The organism is Pseudomonas sp. SIMBA_067 (assembly GCF_046534675.1).
Lineage (GTDB): Bacteria > Pseudomonadota > Gammaproteobacteria > Pseudomonadales > Pseudomonadaceae > Aquipseudomonas > Aquipseudomonas putida.
This window is the reverse complement of record NZ_JAWRYH010000013.1, coordinates 99,893-118,179: the sequence shown is the minus strand read 5'-3', so window position 1 is coordinate 118,179 and position 18,287 is coordinate 99,893. Positions and strand designations below refer to the sequence as shown.

General features: G+C 63.5%; 15 protein-coding genes and 3 tRNA genes. 6 read left to right on the top strand and 12 right to left on the bottom strand.

Translation table 11 applies throughout. The features are described from left to right. Positions 1 to 3: 3 nt before the first annotated feature. Complete coding sequence (locus tag SB765_RS24055) at positions 4 to 705, bottom strand: 4'-phosphopantetheinyl transferase family protein (RefSeq protein WP_410912334.1); 702 nt, start codon at positions 703 to 705, stop codon at positions 4 to 6. 74 nt (positions 706 to 779) lie between these two features. Continuing rightward, entirely contained in the window at positions 780 to 1,571 is a 792-nt protein-coding gene (locus tag SB765_RS24050) for a dienelactone hydrolase family protein (RefSeq protein WP_410932047.1), read from the bottom strand. Between the two features lie 129 nt (positions 1,572 to 1,700). On the opposite strand from SB765_RS24050, the gene SB765_RS24045 reads away from it, so the two are divergent. From SB765_RS24045 to SB765_RS24030, 4 genes are all read left to right on the top strand, one after another. Then, positions 1,701 to 2,306, top strand: a complete 606-nt coding sequence (locus SB765_RS24045; RefSeq protein ID WP_016488681.1) for an outer membrane beta-barrel protein — start codon at positions 1,701 to 1,703, stop codon at positions 2,304 to 2,306. Positions 2,307 to 2,437: 131 nt separating this feature from the next. Next, on the top strand, positions 2,438 to 3,115 hold the full coding sequence (locus tag SB765_RS24040; RefSeq protein WP_341796561.1) for a response regulator: 678 nt from the start codon (positions 2,438 to 2,440) through the stop codon (positions 3,113 to 3,115). Then, positions 3,112 to 4,458, top strand: coding sequence for an ATP-binding protein (locus SB765_RS24035; RefSeq protein ID WP_410932046.1), 1,347 nt, complete (start codon positions 3,112 to 3,114; stop codon positions 4,456 to 4,458). Before SB765_RS24040 ends, SB765_RS24035 begins: the two co-directional genes overlap by 4 nt. 307 nt (positions 4,459 to 4,765) lie before the next feature. Continuing rightward, complete coding sequence (locus SB765_RS24030; protein WP_016488678.1) at positions 4,766 to 6,088, top strand: dicarboxylate/amino acid:cation symporter; 1,323 nt, start codon at positions 4,766 to 4,768, stop codon at positions 6,086 to 6,088. Between the two features lie 74 nt (positions 6,089 to 6,162). On the opposite strand, the gene tsaA is transcribed toward SB765_RS24030, so the two are convergent. From tsaA to rimO, 5 genes are all read right to left on the bottom strand, one after another. Further along, on the bottom strand, positions 6,163 to 6,855 hold the full coding sequence (gene tsaA / locus SB765_RS24025; RefSeq protein ID WP_059394717.1) for a tRNA (N6-threonylcarbamoyladenosine(37)-N6)-methyltransferase TrmO: 693 nt from the start codon (positions 6,853 to 6,855) through the stop codon (positions 6,163 to 6,165). 6 nt (positions 6,856 to 6,861) lie between these two features. Further along, complete coding sequence (locus tag SB765_RS24020) at positions 6,862 to 7,323, bottom strand: DUF1456 family protein (RefSeq protein WP_341796559.1); 462 nt, start codon at positions 7,321 to 7,323, stop codon at positions 6,862 to 6,864. A 47-nt stretch (positions 7,324 to 7,370) separates the two neighbouring features. Next, positions 7,371 to 8,081: an rRNA pseudouridine synthase gene (locus SB765_RS24015; protein ID WP_049277699.1), complete on the bottom strand. Its 711-nt coding sequence runs from the start codon at positions 8,079 to 8,081 to the stop codon at positions 7,371 to 7,373. A 77-nt stretch (positions 8,082 to 8,158) separates the two neighbouring features. Continuing rightward, the gene (locus SB765_RS24010; RefSeq protein ID WP_138737788.1) at positions 8,159 to 8,611 is read right to left on the bottom strand and encodes a GNAT family N-acetyltransferase; all 453 of its coding nucleotides are present in this window, start codon (positions 8,609 to 8,611) and stop codon (positions 8,159 to 8,161) included. Positions 8,612 to 8,757: 146 nt separating this feature from the next. Beyond that, entirely contained in the window at positions 8,758 to 10,089 is a 1,332-nt protein-coding gene (gene rimO, locus SB765_RS24005) for a 30S ribosomal protein S12 methylthiotransferase RimO (protein WP_059394723.1), read from the bottom strand. Between the two features lie 236 nt (positions 10,090 to 10,325). On the opposite strand from rimO, the gene SB765_RS24000 reads away from it, so the two are divergent. After that, entirely contained in the window at positions 10,326 to 12,236 is a 1,911-nt protein-coding gene (locus SB765_RS24000; protein ID WP_063427441.1) for a potassium transporter Kup, read from the top strand. 58 nt (positions 12,237 to 12,294) lie between these two features. Here the strand turns inward: SB765_RS24000 and SB765_RS23995 are convergent, their stop codons facing one another. From SB765_RS23995 to SB765_RS23975, 5 genes are all read right to left on the bottom strand, one after another. Then, a complete protein-coding gene (locus SB765_RS23995) occupies positions 12,295 to 13,587 on the bottom strand; it encodes a virulence factor family protein (RefSeq protein WP_410932045.1) in 1,293 nt (430 codons plus the stop codon). Beyond that, positions 13,587 to 16,229, bottom strand: a complete 2,643-nt coding sequence (gene mprF / locus SB765_RS23990) for a bifunctional lysylphosphatidylglycerol flippase/synthetase MprF (protein WP_341796558.1) — start codon at positions 16,227 to 16,229, stop codon at positions 13,587 to 13,589. Before mprF ends, SB765_RS23995 begins: the two co-directional genes overlap by 1 nt. 261 nt (positions 16,230 to 16,490) lie before the next feature. After that, a tRNA-Met gene (locus tag SB765_RS23985) sits at positions 16,491 to 16,567 on the bottom strand. Positions 16,568 to 16,701: 134 nt separating this feature from the next. Then, positions 16,702 to 16,778 (bottom strand) — tRNA-Met (locus SB765_RS23980). Between the two features lie 134 nt (positions 16,779 to 16,912). Further along, positions 16,913 to 16,989, bottom strand: a tRNA-Met gene (locus SB765_RS23975). Between the two features lie 220 nt (positions 16,990 to 17,209). Between SB765_RS23975 and dinB the strand changes: the two genes are divergently transcribed. Further along, positions 17,210 to 18,268, top strand: a complete 1,059-nt coding sequence (dinB, locus tag SB765_RS23970; RefSeq protein ID WP_410932055.1) for a DNA polymerase IV — start codon at positions 17,210 to 17,212, stop codon at positions 18,266 to 18,268. Positions 18,269 to 18,287 lie beyond the last annotated feature (19 nt).

Below are 18,287 nucleotides of genomic sequence, written 5' to 3'. Positions count from 1 at the left end.
AGGTCAGACGCTGACCAGGCTGAGCAGGTGGCCGTCCTGCAGGCAGAACTGGCCTTGCAACTCGGCGCCATGGCGCCACTGCGGCGACAGGTCGGTGAGCAGGCGCAGGCGGGCCAGCCCTTCGGTGGACCAGTCCAGCACTTCGGCGTGTTCGAAATAGAAGCGCTGGCGGGTCAGCGGGTAGAGGGTCTTGAACAGGCTTTCCTTCAGCGAGAAGGTCAAGGTGACCGTCAGGCCGAGTTGACGGCGGTCCAGGCGTTCGAGCTCGGGCGGGGTGAGGATTTCGGCCATCAGCCGTTCGGCGCGTTCGTCATCCAGCAAGGCTTCCTGATCCAGGCCCAGGCCCTGGCAACTGCCCTCGGCGGCGACTACGGCGGCGGCCCAGCCTTTGCCGTGGGTGATCGAGCCGCGAACGCCCGCCGGCCAGATCGGCGAGCGGTCCTCATGGGTGCCGGGTACGTAGTCGCGACCGTCCAGGCGCTGCAGCGCCGCGCGCGCGCATACGCGACCGGCCAGGTACTCAGCCTGGCGCTTGGCCACCGAGCGCTGCAGGCTGGCGCTGGGCACGAGGCCGGCGCGCTGGAAGTCGTCGGATGCCAGGCGGGCAGGGTCGAAGGCGCAACTGACCAGCACCGCGCCGGGCAGCGGGCGAGGCAAGGGCCAGTGGTGCTGGAGCGGGGCGCAGCAGGCTGGGAGAGTGTTCATGGCGCTATTGTGCCAGCCGCAGCGGCGGTGTGGGAGGTGGGATTGCTGGGGCTGCAACGCAGCCCCGACAATCCTTATTTGAACACCTTCTTGAAGAACGCCTGCATATCCGCCCAGGAGCTCTCGTCCGCTGCCTTGTTGTAGCCAATGTCCGGTCCACCATGTTCGCCATGGCTCAGTCGGTCTGCATCTGGGTTGGTAAACCCATGCTTGGCACCGTCAATGCTGACGAACTGGTAGTTGACCTTGGCCGCATCCATTTCCGCCTTGAACGCGTCTACCTGCTGCTGGGTGACCATGCTGTCCGCAGCGCCATGTTCAACCAGGATGTCCGCCCGCACGACGCCAGGCTTGGCCGGCGTCTGGGTGGCCAGCGCGCCATGGAAGCTCACCACGCCGTCCAGTTTCTCCCCCCTGCGTGCGGCATCGAGCACCACCTTGCCGCCAAAGCAGTAGCCCACAGCACCCAGTTGGTGCTTGTTGACGTTCGGCTGCTTTTTCAACAGCTCCAGGCCCGCTTCGAAGCGTGCTGCTGCCGCGGCCGGGTCCTTCATCGCTTCGGCCATGAATGCCTGGGCCTCCTGCGGATGCTCGGTGTGCTGGCCATCGCCGTACATGTCGATGGCCAGCGCTTTATAGCCCAGGGCGGCGAGGTCTCGTGCACGGCGCTTGGCATAGTCGTTCAGGCCCCACCATTCATGCACCACGACGATGCCTGGGCGTTTGTCGTCCAGCGCATCGTCGTAGGCGTAGTAGCCGACCAGGCGGTTGCCGTCGGCGTCCTGGTAGGGAATTTCACGGGTCATTACCGCCGCTTGGGCGAGGGCGGCGCTGCACATCAGGGTCAGGGCCAGCAGGGCACGCATCTTTACTACTCCTTGTCTTGCAGACAGTTCGTTCAGCCGAGGTTCAGCCAGGGTTCAGTCGCGGTTCAGGGTGCCCTCCTTACTCTAGCTTCCAGACCGAAACAGCGCACCCAACTGGAGTAACCAGCCATGAAAACCTTCAACACCCTGCTTGCCGCCATGGCCGTCTGTGCCGCTGGCATCACCACTGCCCAGGCCGCCGACGACAACTTCGCCAGCCTCACCTACGGCCAGACCAGCGACAAGGTTCGCAAGTCCGGCCTGCTGCAGCGCAACACCGACCAGCTCAACGCCGATGGCATCATCGGCAAGGACGACACCTGGGGTGTACGTGTGGGCAAGATCAACGATCAGGGCCGCTACTACATGACCTACGACAACGTCTCGGGTGACCACAGTGGCCTGAAGTTGCGCCAGGAAAACCTGCTGGGCAGCTACGACCTGTTCCTGCCGGTGGGCGATACCACCAAACTGTTCGGCGGTGGCAGCCTGGGCATGACCAAGCTCACCCAGGACTCGCCAGGCGCCAGCCGGGATACCGACTACGGTTATGCCTACGGCCTGCAGGCCGGTGTGATCCAGGACATCACCGACAAGGCTTCGGTGGAGCTGGGCTACCGTTACCTGCGCACCAATGCCGCGACCGAAGTGGGTGCGCATGGCGGGCCGAAGGACGGCACCCTACGTCTGACCAGCAGCGCGCAGACATACCTGGCTGCTTCCTACAAGTTCTGACGGGCGAGCCGCGTTATCCTGTACCGGCCCTTTCGCAGCACAAGGCTGCTCCTACAGGAATCCACCCCCTGTAGGAGCAGCCTTGTGCTGCGAAGAGGCCGGTACAGGCAATACACATTAAGGAGCTGCACATGAAACTGCTGGTGGTCGAGGACGAAGCCCTGCTTCGCCATCACCTCTACACCCGCCTGGGCGAAAGCGGCCATGTGGTCGAGGCGGTCGCCGATGCCGAGGAGGCGCTGTACCAGGCCGGGCAGTACCACTTCGACCTGGCCATCATCGACCTGGGCCTGCCCGGTATCAGTGGCCTGGAACTGATCACGCGCCTGCGCAGCCAGGACAAGACTTTCCCCATTCTCATCCTCACCGCCCGTGGCAACTGGCAGGACAAGGTCGAGGGCCTGGCCGCCGGTGCCGACGACTATCTGGTCAAACCGTTCCAGTTCGAAGAGCTCGAAGCGCGGCTGAATGCCCTGTTGCGCCGCTCCAGCGGCTTCACCCAGTCGACCATCGCCGCAGGCCCCTTGGTACTCGACCTCAACCGCAAGCAGGCCACCCTCGACGACCGGCCCCTGGCGCTGACCGCTTACGAGTACCGCATTCTCGAATACCTCATGCGCCATCATCAGCAGGTGGTGGCCAAGGATCGCCTGATGGAGCAGCTGTACCCAGGCGACGAGGAGCGCGACCCCAATGTCATCGAAGTACTGGTCGGCCGCCTGCGCCGCAAGCTTGAGGGCGAGCACGGCTTCAAACCCATCGACACCGTGCGCGGCCTGGGCTACCTGTTCACCGAGCGCTGCCGATGATCCGCTCGCTGCGGGTACGCCTGATGCTGGCCGCCGCAGTACTGGCCTTGCTGTTCATGCTGGCGTTGCTGCCGGCCTTGCAGAAGGCCTTCAGCCTGGCGCTGCAGGAGTCGATCGAGCAGCGCCTGGCTTCGGATGTGACCACGCTGATTTCCGCCGCGCGCATCGAGCATGGTCAGTTGCAGATGCCGGCCCTGCTGCCGGACGAGCGCTATAACCTGCCGTACACGGGCCTGCTCGGTTATATCTTCGACCGCGACGGCAACCTGGTCTGGCAGTCGCGGGCCACCGCCGACCGGCACATCAACTACCGCCCGCGCTACGACGGGCGTGGCAATGAGTTCGCCCGCATTCATCAAGCAGATGGCGAAGAGTTCTTTGTCTACGACGTCGAGGTAAAGCTACTGGGGGGCCAGAGTGCCGCCTACAGCATTGTCGCCCTGCAGCCGGTGAGCGAGTACACGGCCACCCTCAATGGCCTGCGCGAGAAGCTCTACCTGGGCTTCGGTGCTGCCTTGCTGGCGCTGATGGTGCTGCTATGGGCTGGCCTGACCTGGGGCCTGCGCTCGTTGCGCCGGCTCAGCCACGAGCTGGACGAAGTGGAGTCGGGGGCGCGCGATGGCCTGAGCGGCGAGCACCCGCGCGAGCTGCTGCGCCTGACCCGCTCGCTCAACCGCCTGTTGCGCAGTGAGCGTGAGCAGCGTACGCGCTACCGCGACTCGCTGGACGACCTGGCGCACAGCCTGAAGACGCCGCTGGCGGTGTTGCAAGGCGTGGGCGAAAGCCTGCAGCAGCGCAGCGGTGAGCGCGAGCAGGCGCGGGTGCTGCAAAGCCAGATCGAGCGCATGAGCCAGCAGATCGACTATCAGCTGCAACGCGCCAGCCTGCGCAAGAGCGGCCTGGTGCGCCACAGCGTGAGGCTACGGCCGTTGCTCGACAGCCTGTGCAGCACCTTGGCCAAGGTCTACCGGGACAAGCAGGTGAGCGTGGCACTGGAATTGCCCGATGCGGCGCAGGTGCCGATGGAGCAGGGCGCCTTGCTGGAAATGCTCGGCAACCTGCTGGAAAACGCCTACCGCCTGAGCCTTGGCCAGGTGCGGGTGAGCCTAGAGCAGGCGCCTGGGCAGTTGACCTTGTGTATCGAAGACGATGGGCCTGGGGTGCCGGCCGACCAGCGCGAGCGCATTCTGGAGCGCGGTGAGCGGCTGGACAGCCAGCACCCGGGGCAAGGCATCGGGCTGGCGGTGGTCAAGGACATTGTCGACAGCTATGACGCCGAGCTCAGCCTGGGGGATTCGCCCTTGGGTGGCGCGGCGTTCAGAATCACTTTCCATCTCGATTGATTGGCCGGCACCTCTGATTCAGGTGGGCGGATTCCCGCCATCCACCCTGTACAAAACCCGCCACCGGGCGGAAATCCGCCAGCCTTCCTCAGGCAAATTGCCCTGTCGTTGGGCATTTATCCCTAGCAAATACGGCCCTTGCACCCTTCATGGGCATTTTGGCACCACCCTTGCTATTGATCTTCGCAGAGGCCTGCCCAGGCAGCTCGAACACAACGACAAATCCCTCCAAGTGCAGGAGGGTTAGCGATTCAGGTGCCCCATCACCCTGGGAAGGGTGAACCGGCACACTTGAGGAAAATGAGCCATGACGACACGTCAGCCGCTGTACAAATCCCTGTATGTCCAGGTGATCGTTGCCATCACCATCGGCATCCTGCTCGGCCACTACTACCCGGAAACGGGCGTCGCCCTCAAACCCTTGGGTGACGGCTTCGTCAAACTGATCAAGATGGTCATTGCCCCGATCATCTTCTGCACCGTGGTCAGCGGCATCGCCGGCATGCAGAGCATGAAGTCGGTCGGCAAGACTGGCGGCTACGCGCTGCTGTACTTTGAAATCGTCTCCACCATCGCCCTGATCATCGGCCTCGTCGTCGTCAACGTGGTCAAGCCGGGCGCTGGCATGCACATCGACGTCAGCACCCTGAACGCCAGCAGCGTGGCCGCCTACGCCGCCGCCGGCGCACAGCAGACCACCGTCGGCTTCCTGCTCAATGTCATCCCTAACACGGTAGTGGGTGCCTTCGCCAACGGCGACATCCTGCAGGTGCTGATGTTCTCGGTGCTGTTCGGCTTTGCCCTGCACCGCCTGGGCAGCTACGGCAAGCCGTTGCTGGACATGATCGACCGCTTCGCCCATGTCATGTTCAACATCATCAACATGATCATGAAACTGGCCCCGATCGGTGCTTTCGGCGCCATGGCCTTCACCATCGGCCAGTACGGCGTGGGTTCGCTGGTGCAACTGGGCTACCTGATGGCGTGCTTCTACATCACCTGCCTGCTGTTCGTGCTGGTGGTGCTGGGCGGTATCTGCCGCGCCCACGGCTTCAGCGTGCTCAAGCTGATCCGCTATATCCGTGAAGAGCTGCTGATCGTGCTGGGCACTTCCTCCTCGGAATCGGCCCTGCCACGCATGCTGGCCAAGATGGAGCGCCTGGGCGCGAAGAAGTCGGTCGTCGGCCTGGTCATTCCGACCGGTTACTCGTTCAACCTGGACGGCACCTCGATCTACCTGACCATGGCTGCGGTGTTCATCGCCCAGGCCACCGACACCACCATGGACATCACCCACCAGATCACCCTGCTGCTGGTGCTGCTGGTGGCTTCCAAAGGTGCTGCCGGCGTCACCGGTTCGGGCTTCATCGTGCTGGCCGCCACCCTGTCGGCTGTTGGCCACCTGCCGGTAGCTGGCCTGGCGCTGATCCTCGGCATCGACCGCTTCATGTCTGAAGCCCGCGCACTGACCAACCTGGTGGGCAATGCCGTTGCCACCGTGGTCGTGGCCAAGTGGGTCAAGGAAATGGACAACGACAAGCTGGCCTCCGAGCTGGCCTCCGGTGGTGCACCGCTGGTCGATACCCGTCCAACTGATGACCTGGGCGTGGCCGAAGGCCCAGCGCGCTGATCGCGCGGCTGTAGTACGAAAAAGGCGACCTTCGGGTCGCCTTTTTCATGTGCGCTGTTCGCGTCGGTGCGCGGTCAGGCCAGCACCACCTCCAACACCCGGATCACCTCCGGCTGAGGGTAATGCCACCTCACCTGCACATCCCAGAACTTCACTCCGTACACACGCTCGGCCGGTGGTACCTGGTAGGCCGGGCGCGGGTCTTGCGCCAGGCATTGTTCTATCAGTTCTACCAGCGGTTCAGCCAGGCGCAGTGCATGCTCGCGGGCTTGGGGCAGGGCGTTTTCGCCCCACTGCACGGCAATCGCGGCGGGCGCTGCGTTGGCCATCTGGTTGCTGGCGTCTGTAATGCAGTCGGCGTATGGCACATACGGCTTGATGTCCAGTACCGGCGTGCCATCGAGCAGGTCGATCCCGGACAGCAACAGGCGCCCAGGCTCTACACCCTCCAGGCGCACGACCGACTGGCCGATGCCGTTTGGCCGGTGGGTGGCACGAGTGGCGAACACCCCCATGCTCTTGTTGCCGCCCAGACGCGGTGGCCGCACTTTCAGGCGCGGCTTGTCCTCGAGGGCCTGGTGAAACAGGAACAGTAGCCAGACATGGCTGACCTGCTCCAGGCCTTCGACCGCATCACCTTGGTCGAACGGCGGCAGTAGTTCGAGCACGCCCCGCGCCGCAGGCGCCAGTTGGGGCTGGCGCGGGATGGCGAATTTCTCCTTGAAGCAGGAGCGGACGATGCCGACGGGTGCAACCGTATGCTGCATGGCCACTCAGCCGCGCACGCGCTGGGTCAGGCCTTTGAGGAAGTTGCGCAGCAACTGGTCGCCGCACGGGCGGTAGTTTTCGTGGCCGGCCTTGCGGAACAGCGCGCTCAGTTCAGGCTTGCTGACCGGGAAGTTGACCGACTTGAGGATCACGTGCAGGTCGTCTTCCTTGAGCTCGAAGGCCACACGCAGCTTCTTGAGGATAAGGTTGTTGGTCACTGGCAGCTCAACCGGCAGTGGCGGGCGGCTATCGTCCTTGCCGCGGCGGTGGATTACCAGGCCATCGAGGAAGTGCGCCATCACCCGATCAGGGCAACGGACGAAGCCTTCCTCTTCTTCTTTCTTCAGGTAGGTGGCCAATACCAGGGGGGTCACCTCGAGGCCGGAAAGCCCGATGATCTCGGCCATCTTGGCGTCGTTCACCTTGAGCATGTAGCGCAGGCTGCGCAGGACGTCGTTGTGGTTCATTGCTGCAGAATCCTGTTCAGGTGCCACGCTTGTGCGTGGCGTATTGCTTAGAAACGTTCGGTAGTCGCCACGTAGCGCCATTGGCCGAGGGGCAGCTTGCCCATCGACACACCACCCAGGCGAATGCGTCGCATGCTTACCAGTTCCAGGCGCAGGTAGGCGCACAGCTCGGCGATCTGCCCGGGTTGGGGGTTTTTCAGCACCATGCGCAGGTGGGTCTCGTTCTGCCAACTGGCCTTGGCCTTGGGCAGCTCGCGGTCATTGCGCGTGGCACCGCGCGCCAGGCGTTCCAGCGCCTGAGGTGTGGTCTCGCCGCGCACTTCGACAATGAACTCCTGCTCCAGGCGACGCAGGTCGGCCTCGATCTTGCGGCTTACCCGCCAGTCCTGGGTGAATACCTGCAGGCCGCTGGCGCCGCGCTCGAGCGGTGCCACGCAGGCCTGGCGGTTAAAGTGCCCATGCAGGGCGCGCACGCCTTCGCGGTGCGCCTCGCTGAGGGTGGCCATGTTCATGCTGGCGCGGGCGCTTTCGCTGTCCACGCCGGCCGCCTGGTTGAGCAGCAGGGTTACCGGCTCCAGCGCTTCGACGCGGGCACCCGGGAGCAGCTCGACGCGCTGGTCCTCTACCTTGAACTGCGGCTGCTCGACCACCACGCCGTCGACCGTGACCCAGCCACCTTCGATATAGAGCTCGGCATCGCGGCGGGAGCAGCCAAGTTGCTCGATAAGGCGTTTGGACAGGCGGACGGGTTCGGACATGACGGCAATTCGCAAAGGCAGGGAAAGGCCAGCATTGTACCTGCCTGAGCGGCAGAGGGGCTGGGAATCTGTGTCATTTACGCCATTTTGCCAAGGCGCATGTGCAGAAGAGGGTAGGGCTGGCCCAGGCCGTCGGTTTCCGATCGGCCGATTACCTCGAAGCCTTCGTGCAGGTAAAAGCCCAAGGCCTGAGAGTTCTGCTCGTTGACGTCCAGGCGCTCGGCGTTCAGCTCGTCGATCGCATAGTGCAGCAGGCGCTTGCCCACCCCTTTGCCGCGGTACTCAGGGGCAACAAACAGCATGTCCACGCGCCCGTTGGCGACCCCGGCAAAGCCACAGATGCGCTGCCGGTCCTTGCAGCAGATCAGCATCACTGCGTCGAGGTAGCGGCGCAGCACCTGTTCGCGCAGTAAAACAATGTAGCCCTCTGGCAGGAAATCGTGAGTGGCACGTACCGAGTCCTCCCACACCTGCACAAGCTCGCCATAGTCGCGCAAGTGCGGGGTTTGTAGCGTCAGTAGCGATGGCATGCCGGTGGTCCTCCATGGCGATCAGGAAAACATAGCAGGCCAACCACCGGTCGGCTTGTTCGCGTTGCGCGACCCGTAAAAAAGCCCCTGCTCCGGTCATTCCAAGCGGGAATGCCAAGGCAGGGGCTTTTCAGGTTTCAGCCGTTTTAGATGGGCTCTGCCCACATGTCGTATTCGTCGGCATCCACTACACGGCAACGCACTTTGTCGCCTGGCTTGAAGCCATGGTCGCCATCGATGAACACGCTGCCGTCGATTTCCGGGGCATCGAAGAAGCTGCGGCCAACCGAACCCTGTTCCTCGACTTCGTCGATCAGCACTTCGATTTCCTTGCCGATGCGCAGTTGCAGGCGGGCGGTGCTGATGGCCTGCTGGTGGGCCATGAAGCGGTCCCAGCGCGCTTGCTTGATGTCGTCCGGCACTTCTTCCAGGCCCAGGTCGTTGGCCGGGGCGCCTTCTACAGGCGAGTACTGGAAGCAGCCCACACGGTCGAGCTGGGCTTCGGTCAGCCAGTCCAGCAGGTACTGGAAGTCTTCCTCGGTCTCGCCTGGGAAGCCGACAATGAAGGTGGAGCGGATCACCAGCTCAGGGCACTGTTCGCGCCAGTTCTTGATGCGCGCCAGGGTGCGGTCTTCGAAGGCAGGGCGCTTCATCGACTTGAGAACCTTCGGGCTGGCGTGCTGGAACGGGATGTCCAGGTACGGCAGGATCTTGCCGGCGGCCATCAGCGGGATCACGTCGTCGACGTTCGGGTACGGGTACACATAGTGCAGGCGTACCCAGGCACCCAAGCTGCTCAGGGCCTCGCACAGTTCGAGCATGCGGGTCTTGACCGGGCGGCCGTTCCAGAAGTCGGTCTTGTACTTGACGTCGACGCCGTAGGCGCTGGTGTCCTGGGAAATCACCAGGATCTCCTTGACCCCGGCCTTGACCAGGCGCTCGGCCTCGCTCAGTACTTCACCCACCGGGCGGCTGACCAGCTTGCCGCGCATCGACGGGATGATGCAGAAGCTGCAGCTGTGGTTGCAGCCTTCGGAAATCTTCAGGTACGCATAGTGGCGCGGGGTCAGCTTGATTCCCTGGGGCGGCACCAGGTCGATCAGTGGGTTGTGGTCCTGGCGTGGCGGTACCACTTCGTGTACGGCGTTGACCACCTGCTCGTACTGCTGTGGGCCGGTGACCGACAGCACGCTGGGGTGCACGTCACGGATGCTGCCTTCCTCGACACCCATGCAGCCGGTGACGATGACCTTGCCGTTTTCCTTGATCGCTTCGCCGATCACTTCCAGCGACTCGGCCTTGGCGCTGTCGATGAAGCCGCAGGTGTTGACCACCACCACGTCGGCGTCCTCGTAGGTGGGCACGACTTCATAACCTTCCATGCGCAGCTGGGTGAGGATGCGCTCGGAATCGACCAGGGCTTTTGGGCAACCCAGGCTTACGAAACCTACCTTGGGGGTGGCGGGCGTGGTGGACATGACTAACCTCGGTATTGAATGCAGGTCGCCCGGCCGGAATCGCGGGCGATCTTGACGGGCGCTTTTTGGCGCCTCTGATCAAAAAGTGCGCAATTCTAGCGAGCGCAAGGTCGCTTGACCAGCAGAAATACGACGAACGCTGCGCTATGCTTCGCGCCGTTGCGTGAAGGTGCCTTCGGGGGCCTGGCGCGCGAGTGAATACTAAAGGCCGAGATGGCCGTCTGCGGGAGTGGTCGATGGTTCAGGCAAGCAGTCACGCCGAGGGCGGGCACGCGGGGAAGCAGGGGGCGGCGCGGTCGCTGGGCCTGCTCGTGGCGGCGGTCGGGGTGGTTTATGGCGATATTGGCACCAGCCCGTTGTATACCCTCAAGGAAGTCTTCACCGGCGGCTACGGGGTGCCGGTCAACCATGATGGCGTGCTGGGGATCCTGTCGCTGATCCTGTGGTCGCTGTTATGGGTGGTGTCGTTCAAGTATGTGATGTTCATCCTGCGCGCCGACAACCAGGGCGAGGGTGGCACCATGGCGCTGACCGCGCTGGCGCGGCGGGCTACGGCCGCCTACCCGCGGTTGCGTACGCTGATGGTGATCTGCGGTTTGATCGGCGCTTCGCTGTTCTATGGCGACAGCATGATCACCCCGGCGGTATCGGTGCTCTCGGCCGTGGAGGGCATGGGCCTGGCGTTTGACGGAATCGACCACTGGGTGGTGCCGATTTCGCTGGTGGTGCTGGTGGCGCTGTTCCTGGTGCAGAAGCACGGCACCGAGAAAATCGGCAAGCTGTTCGGCCCGATCATGGTCACCTGGTTCGTGGTGCTGGGCGCATTGGGCGTGCACGGCATCTCACAGAGCCCGGAAGTGCTCAAGGCCTTCAACCCGGGCTGGGCGGTGAACTTCTTCGTGGTTCACCCAGGCATGGGCGTAGCCATCCTCGGTGCCGTGGTGCTGGCGCTGACCGGTGCCGAGGCGCTGTATGCCGACATGGGGCATTTTGGCCGCAAGCCGATTGCCCGGGCCTGGTTCATCCTGGTGCTGCCCGCGTTGGTACTCAACTATTTCGGCCAGGGTGCACTGCTGCTGCAAAACCCGGAGGCGGCCCGCAACCCCTTCTACCTGCTGGCGCCGAGCTGGGCGCTGTTGCCGTTGGTCGGGTTGGCCACAATGGCCACTGTGATCGCCTCGCAGGCGGTCATTTCCGGGGCCTTTTCCCTGACCCGCCAGGCCATCCAGCTGGGTTACATTCCGCGCATGCAGATCCAGCACACCTCCAGCGACGAGCAGGGGCAGATCTACATTGGCGCCGTGAACTGGACGCTAATGGTGGGCGTGGTGCTGCTGGTGATCGGCTTCGAGTCGTCCGGCGCCCTGGCGGCGGCCTACGGCGTGGCAGTAACCGGCACCATGCTGATGACCACCATTCTGGTGTCGGCGGTGATGCTGCTGTTGTGGAAGTGGCCGCCGGTGCTGGCAGTACCGATCCTGGTGGGCTTCCTGTTTGTGGATGGGCTGTTCTTCGCCGCCAACGTGCCGAAAATCTTCCAGGGCGGTGCCTTCCCGGTGCTGGCTGGCGGTGTGCTGTTCCTGCTGATGAGCACCTGGAAGCGCGGTAAGCAGATCCTGGTGGAGCGCATCGACGAAGGTGCGCTGCCATTGCCGCTGTTCATCAGCAGTATCCGCATTCAACCGCCGCACCGGGTCGAAGGGACGGCGGTGTTCCTCACTGCCCGGTCGGATGCAGTGCCCCACGCCTTGTTGCACAACATGCTGCATAACCAGGTGCTGCACAGCCAGGTGGTGTTGCTGACTGTGGTCAGCGAGGACCGGCCGCGGGTACCGGAGCAGGAGCGCTTCGAGGTGGAGGCTTATGGTGACGGGTTCTTCCGAGTGCTGTTGCACTTTGGCTTCATGGACGAGCCCGACGTGCCGGCGGCATTGAAGCTGTGCCATCTGGACGATCTGGACTTCACCCCGATGCGCACCACTTACTTCCTCAGCCGCGAGACGGTAATCGCTTCGCGGCTGGAGGGGATGTCGCGCTGGCGGGGCAACCTGTTCGCGTTCTTGCTGAAGAATGCCAACGGGAACCTGCGCTTCTTCAACCTGCCGCTGAACCGGGTGATCGAACTGGGGACCCAGGTCGAGATCTGAGTTGGCAAGACTCGACGCGGTCCTACATTGACCGCGTCAATCTTCCAACGGTGAGAGCTCAGTTCTGTTCAGCGACGCTGGACTTGCCTTGGCGTGTCTCGATCTCACCAATCAAGCGCTTGGCCAGCGCCGGGTAGTTCTCATCAAAGTGGTGCCCCCCAGGCAGCTTCAGGCGCTCACCCACCGCGGTCTTTTCGGTGCAACCGCTTTCGTCGGTCTCTTCCACGCCATACACGCACACCACCTTGGCGGCCGGCAGCCTGGCCATTTCCGGACCGGTTGGGGCCTCCTGGCCTTCCTTGCCCAGCCAGCCCTCGACCTCGATCTCGAAGCTGCCGCTGCGGGCAAAGGCCAGCAGCATCACCGCGTCGATGCGTTGCTGGTCCTCCACCGGCAGGCGGTTGTAGATTGCCGGCAGCACATCGGCACCGAACGAATAGCCGGTCAGTACAAAGCGCTTGGTACCCCACTTCTGCCGGTAATGTTGCATCAGCTCGGACAGGTCGGCCGCACTTTGCTCCGGGGTCTTGTGCTGCCAGTAATAGCGCAGCGTGTCGATACCCACCACCGGGTAGCCCAGCTTGGCCATTTCCCCGGCGACATCGCGGTCCAGGTCACGCCAGCCGCCGTCACCGGAGAGGAACAGGGTGACTGTGTCGGTGGTCTGCCCGGCCGGCACTTCGACCACGGGGATGGCCAGGGCGTTGCCATCCTGGCCTACCAGGGCCTGGGTCAGCTGGGCCTTGAGCACTTGTGGCAAGTGGATGTCGTAGTCACTGATGCTGGTTTCGGCATTGGCCTGGTCGCGCACGAATGCGGCACTGGCGTCATCCGGGTTGTCGTTCCAGGCGACGTTCCAGTGGCCATGGGCAGCCGCTTTGGGCAGCGGTGCCTGGCAGCCGGGTTGCTCGACGGTGAAGTCCACGGAAATTGCCCGGGCCTTGTCATCGTTCTGGCTGGCCAGCCAGCGCCAGGCCTGGGCGGCGCCAGGGCCGATACCAGCGACCAATGTCGGCTTGTCCGACAGCTCGGCCAGGGCCTGGTCCATGACCTGTTGCTGCTTGCTGCAGTCGTTAGGCGGCAAAACCACCTGCACCAGCTGGGCTTCACCGGCCTGGCTCAGGTCGAGCAGCTGCTTGTCCGTCAGCGCCTGATCCTGTGGCACACCGATGGCCACCCGGGCCTTCGGGTGCACGCCTGGGGTCACGCGGGTGATGCTGGCGCCATTGCTGCTCAATTGCTCCAGGCGCGCCTCGGGGGCCGGGCGCGTCCACAGCCAGAATGCCAGCACCCCTCCCAGGGCGGCCAGCAGCAGAGGAACCAGCAGGTACAGCCAAAAGCGTCGGGTCATCAACGTTTCACCAATCCAGTCAGGCCGCCTGCAATCAGGGCGGCAGTATCGGCCAGTGCCACAAGCGGGTCGAGCCCGGCCGGCACGGCCATGTAGCGGGGTTCCCAATCCGGTTGGAATTTGTCCTTGAAGCGTCGAAGCCCCTGGAAGTTGTAAAGCTGTTCGCCACGGCGGAACACCATCGAGCCCAGGCGCTGGGTCAGGGGCGCGCCACGCCGCGGCTGCAGGCCTGAAAGCGGCACCATGCCCAGGCTGAAGCGGGAATACTCATGGCTTTTGTAGTGCAGGATCAGGCCGATCATCATGAACTCCATGGTCAGCTTCGGTGCCTCGGGGTGCGCACGCATCAGGTCGAGGCTGGCCAGCTCGTTGCTGTGGGTCTCCAGCAGGTTGGCGAACGCCACCGGCCGGCCCTGGAAGCGGATCAGTGCGATGCGGAAGTGCTGCAGGTACTCCGGGCTAAAGCGCCCCAACGAGAAGCCTTTTTCGCGCACGTTTTTACCGTCGAGCCAGGCATCGGAAATTTCCTTCAGCTCTGCCAGCGGGGCGTGGCCAGGTTCGTGAATTTCCAGGCTCAGGCCATCGCGGCCACCGCGGTTCCACGTGTAGCGCAGGTCCTTCATCTCTTTGCCCTTGGCTTCGAGGTCGAAGCGGCGCAAGTCCACCCGGGCTTCTTCGCCCAGCTTCAGTGCGGTCAGGCCAATGTCCATATAGAACGGCAGGTTTTCGGCGCGCACCTGGTAGAACACTGGCCGGGCGTGGTGCAGGTCGCACAGGTCACGGAACTGCCAGATCATTTCGGCGCGTTCCTGGGCCGGGCCGATCGGGTCGTACAGGGCCACCAGGCTACGGCCGCGACGGGCGTACATAAGGAAGGCATTGTCGCGTGGGTGAAACAGCAACGCCTTGTCGCCGGTCAGGGCCAGGCCGCCGTCGGGCTGGTCGGAGGCCAGCAGGATACGGTTGGCGCGCTGCAGTTCTTCGTCGTCGGGCAGGTGGATCACCGGCGGCGCGGTGCGCAGCAGCCAGGTCAGCGCCAAGGCAGCCAGCAGCAAGGCGCTGCCCATGGCGGCGCGCAGGCCGCGCGGGGCATCGGCGTCGAGGGTGAACTGCCACCACAGCTGATGGCTGTAGGGCACATCCTGGTAGGCAAACAACAGCAGCCACACCGATGCGCCGACCGCACAGGCACTGGCCACCAGGAACACTGGCGAAAATGGCAGCTCCAGCAGGCGGCTGGGGCGGTAGAACGAGCGACGGAACAAGGCTAGCAGGGCTGCGGTGAAGGTCAGCAGACAAGCCTCTTCCCAGTCAAAGCCCTTGAGCAGCGACAGCAGGGCACCGACCAAGAGCAGCACGGTGGTCAGCAGCCAGGCTGCGGACAGCCGCCGGCGCAGGCCTTGGGCCAGCAACAGGCACAGCACGCCGATCAGGCTCGCGCCAAAGTGCGAAGCATCGATCAGCCGGTGCGGCACCAGGAAGCCCATGTGCTCCAGGCGCGTGTCGATCTCGGGCGTGACGCCGGAAAACAGCAGCACCACCCCAGACAGGAATACCATTATCGACAGGATGGGGGCGGCCATCCCGGAGGCGGCCTTGATGGCCTGCTGTGCGAACAGCAGGCGCCGGGCTTCATTGGCCAGTAGCAGTACGCAGGCCAGCAGCAGGGGCAGCACCACATAGATCAGCCGGTAAAGCAGCAGGGCGGCCGCCAGCGGCGCGGCACCGAGCTGGTCGGCAAAAGCCGCCAGCAGGATGGCTTCGAACACCCCGACGCCGCCCGGTACGTGGCTGAGCACGCCTGCGGCCAGGGCTAGCAGGTACACCAGCACAAACGCGCCAAAGGGTGGTGCTTCAGGCAGCAGCAGATACAGTACGGTGGCGGCCGCTGCCACATCCAGCGCGGTAATCAGCAATTGCAGGGCGGCCAGGCGCGCGCCCGGCAGCCGCAGTGTACGGCGGCCCAGTTGCACCAGCAGGTTATTGGCCAGCGGTTGTTCGGCCAAGCGCCGGCGGTACAAGCCGAACACCAGCAGGGCGGACGCCACCAGCACGGCGGCGGCGATACCTGCCAGCAGGCCAGGCGCCAACCCCAGTGCGGTCGAGGCTGCCGGCAGGTCGCTCAAGGTTGCCAAGGCGGCGAGGGGGGGCAGCGCGCAGCCTAGCGACAGGCTGGCAAACACGGTCATGCGTGCGACTTCGCCAGCGCCCAGCCCCTGGCGTGCATACAGGCGGTAGCGCACCGAGCCACCCGAAAGCATCGACAGGCCGATGGCGTTGCCAATGGCAAAGGCGCTGAAGCCGCCAAGCACCAGGCTGCGTGCCGGCAGTTTCACGCCGGCATAGCGGCTGGCCGACCACTCGTAACCCAGCAGGATCACGAAGCCGATCACGGTCGCCAGCAAGGCGCCCAGCACTGACTGGGCCGGTACGCTGAGCATGGCACCGTGCAAGGCATGGATGTCCAGCTCGCTCAGCAGGTGGCGGCAGGCAATCAACGCCATGGTGAACAGCACCAGGGTCACTGCCAGGCCGATGGGCTGGCGGTAGCGGCTCACGCGTTCGAGCAAGGGCAGACGCTGCACGGCACCGGGTAGCGCCGAGGCCAGTGGCACCGGAGGTTCGGGGTTGTGAGAAGTCATGGGGTGCCTCGGGCCTGCAGCGCGAGGTTGAGGGGAGGTACGGCCAAGTGAAAGTCCCTTAGGAAAACGTACCCAATGTTACTCCGGCCTCAGGCGCTTTCAGCGGCTTGGCAGGGTTAAAGATAGTTCATCCTGGGCACGATGCCTCAAGCCTGCGGGTTGGCTGGAGGGCGGGGAAAATCGATGCGACGAAAAGCAGGGAGGGCAGAAGCAACAAACCCCGCGCTGCTGTTAAACAGGCGGGGTTTGTTCTGACGAATATGGTTGCGGGAGCCGGATTTGAACCGACGACCTTCGGGTTATGAGCCCGACGAGCTACCAGGCTGCTCCATCCCGCGTCAGTGGGGCGGATTCTACAGCGTGTGGTTTGTATGTCAAGCGCTAAGCTTTGATTTGTCGATGTTTTTCCGATGGCACTTTTCAGCCGACAAAGAAAAAGGCCACTGCGTTAACAGTGGCCTTTTCTTGAACTTGGTTGCGGGAGCCGGATTTGAACCGACGACCTTCGGGTTATGAGCCCGACGAGCTACCAGACTGCTCCATCCCGCGTCTGTGGGGCGCATTCTACAGTTTGCTGAGGGTGTGTCAAGCGCTAAGCTTTGATTTATCAAAGGTTTTTCGGTTTTACTTTTTTTAAGGCAAAGAAAAAGGCCACTGTATGAACAGTGGCCTTTTCTTGAATCTGGTTGCGGGAGCCGGATTTGAACCGACGACCTTCGGGTTATGAGCCCGACGAGCTACCAGGCTGCTCCATCCCGCGCCTGTGAGATCGAATTCTACGGATTTACGCCACAGTGTCAAGCAGTTTCATTGAAAAACCCTTTTTTGTTCAAACCCTTAGCGCTCGTCAGCAGCAAGCGGCTCAGGCGTGACGGGGCTTTCAGGCAGATTGTCGGGTGATGCAGCGGGTGAGGTGTTTCAGGTAGGTCGCATGCGATACTATCTGTATGAATTTACAGTGCTGACGGCCATCCATGTCTCTGCGCAAGATCATCCACGTCGACTGCGATTGCTTCTACGCCGCGATCGAGATGCGTGACGACCCCCGCCTGGCCGGGCGGCCCATGGCGGTTGGGGGCTCGCCTGAACACCGTGGGGTAATCGCTACCTGCAACTATGAAGCGCGTGCCTATGGTGTGCGGTCGGCCATGTCGTCACGGCATGCACTAAAGCTGTGCCCCGACCTGTTGATCGTCAAGCCGCGCTTCGAGGCCTACCGTGAGGCCTCGCGGGAAATCCATGCGATCTTCCGCGACTACACCGAGCTGATCGAGCCTTTGTCGCTGGACGAAGCCTACCTGGATGTAAGTGACAGCCAGTGGTATTCGGGTAGTGCCACGCGCATCGCCGAGGATATCCGCCGGCGTGTCGCCCGCACCCTGCATATCACCGTGTCGGCGGGCGTGGCGCCAAACAAGTTCCTGGCCAAGATTGCCAGTGACTGGCGCAAACCCAACGGGCTGTTCGTGATTACCCCGGGCGAGGTGGAGGCCTTTGTCGCCGCTTTGCCGGTGGCCAGGCTGCATGGGGTGGGCAAGGTGACGGCAGATAAACTGACGCGGCTGGGCATCGAAACCTGCCTTGACCTGCGTGAATGGTCGCGCCTGGCACTGGTGCGTGAGTTTGGCAGCTTTGGCGAGCGTTTGTGGGGGCTGGCGCGGGGTGTAGATGAGCGTGCAGTACACAATGACAGCCGCAGGCAGTCGGTCAGCGTGGAAAACACCTACGACACCGACCTGCCGGACCTGGCCAGTTGCCTGGCGCGGTTACCCGAGCTGCTGGAGAGCCTGAACGAGCGCATCGCCCGTATGGACAGCAGTTATCGGCCGGACAAGCCGTTCGTCAAGGTCAAGTTCCATGACTTCAGCCAGACCACCATGGAGCAGGCAGGGGCCGGGCGGGACCTTGATAGTTATCGGCAGCTTCTGGGGCAGGCGTTCGCCCGGGGTGGCAAGCCGGTGCGCTTGCTGGGGGTAGGGGTGAGGTTGCGCGATTTACGCGGAGCGCATGAGCAGTTGGAGCTGTTTACGCCTGAATGAAAAGGGGCCGCATAGCGGC

Bases quoted from the DNA above. Each gene is read 5' to 3' on its own strand.
- SB765_RS24055 (WP_410912334.1), bottom strand. From the start codon at position 705: ATGAACACTCTCCCAGCCTGCTGCGCCCCGCTCCAGCACCACTGGCCC.
- SB765_RS24050 (WP_410932047.1), bottom strand. From the start codon at position 1,571: ATGCGTGCCCTGCTGGCCCTGACCCTGATGTGCAGCGCCGCCCTCGCC.
- SB765_RS24045 (WP_016488681.1), top strand. From the start codon at position 1,701: ATGAAAACCTTCAACACCCTGCTTGCCGCCATGGCCGTCTGTGCCGCT.
- SB765_RS24040 (WP_341796561.1), top strand. From the start codon at position 2,438: ATGAAACTGCTGGTGGTCGAGGACGAAGCCCTGCTTCGCCATCACCTC.
- SB765_RS24035 (WP_410932046.1), top strand. From the start codon at position 3,112: ATGATCCGCTCGCTGCGGGTACGCCTGATGCTGGCCGCCGCAGTACTG.
- SB765_RS24030 (WP_016488678.1), top strand. From the start codon at position 4,766: ATGACGACACGTCAGCCGCTGTACAAATCCCTGTATGTCCAGGTGATC.
- tsaA (WP_059394717.1), bottom strand. From the start codon at position 6,855: ATGCAGCATACGGTTGCACCCGTCGGCATCGTCCGCTCCTGCTTCAAG.
- SB765_RS24020 (WP_341796559.1), bottom strand. From the start codon at position 7,323: ATGAACCACAACGACGTCCTGCGCAGCCTGCGCTACATGCTCAAGGTG.
- SB765_RS24015 (WP_049277699.1), bottom strand. From the start codon at position 8,081: ATGTCCGAACCCGTCCGCCTGTCCAAACGCCTTATCGAGCAACTTGGC.
- SB765_RS24010 (WP_138737788.1), bottom strand. From the start codon at position 8,611: ATGCCATCGCTACTGACGCTACAAACCCCGCACTTGCGCGACTATGGC.
- rimO (WP_059394723.1), bottom strand. From the start codon at position 10,089: ATGTCCACCACGCCCGCCACCCCCAAGGTAGGTTTCGTAAGCCTGGGT.
- SB765_RS24000 (WP_063427441.1), top strand. From the start codon at position 10,326: ATGGTTCAGGCAAGCAGTCACGCCGAGGGCGGGCACGCGGGGAAGCAG.
- SB765_RS23995 (WP_410932045.1), bottom strand. From the start codon at position 13,587: ATGACCCGACGCTTTTGGCTGTACCTGCTGGTTCCTCTGCTGCTGGCC.
- mprF (WP_341796558.1), bottom strand. From the start codon at position 16,229: ATGACTTCTCACAACCCCGAACCTCCGGTGCCACTGGCCTCGGCGCTA.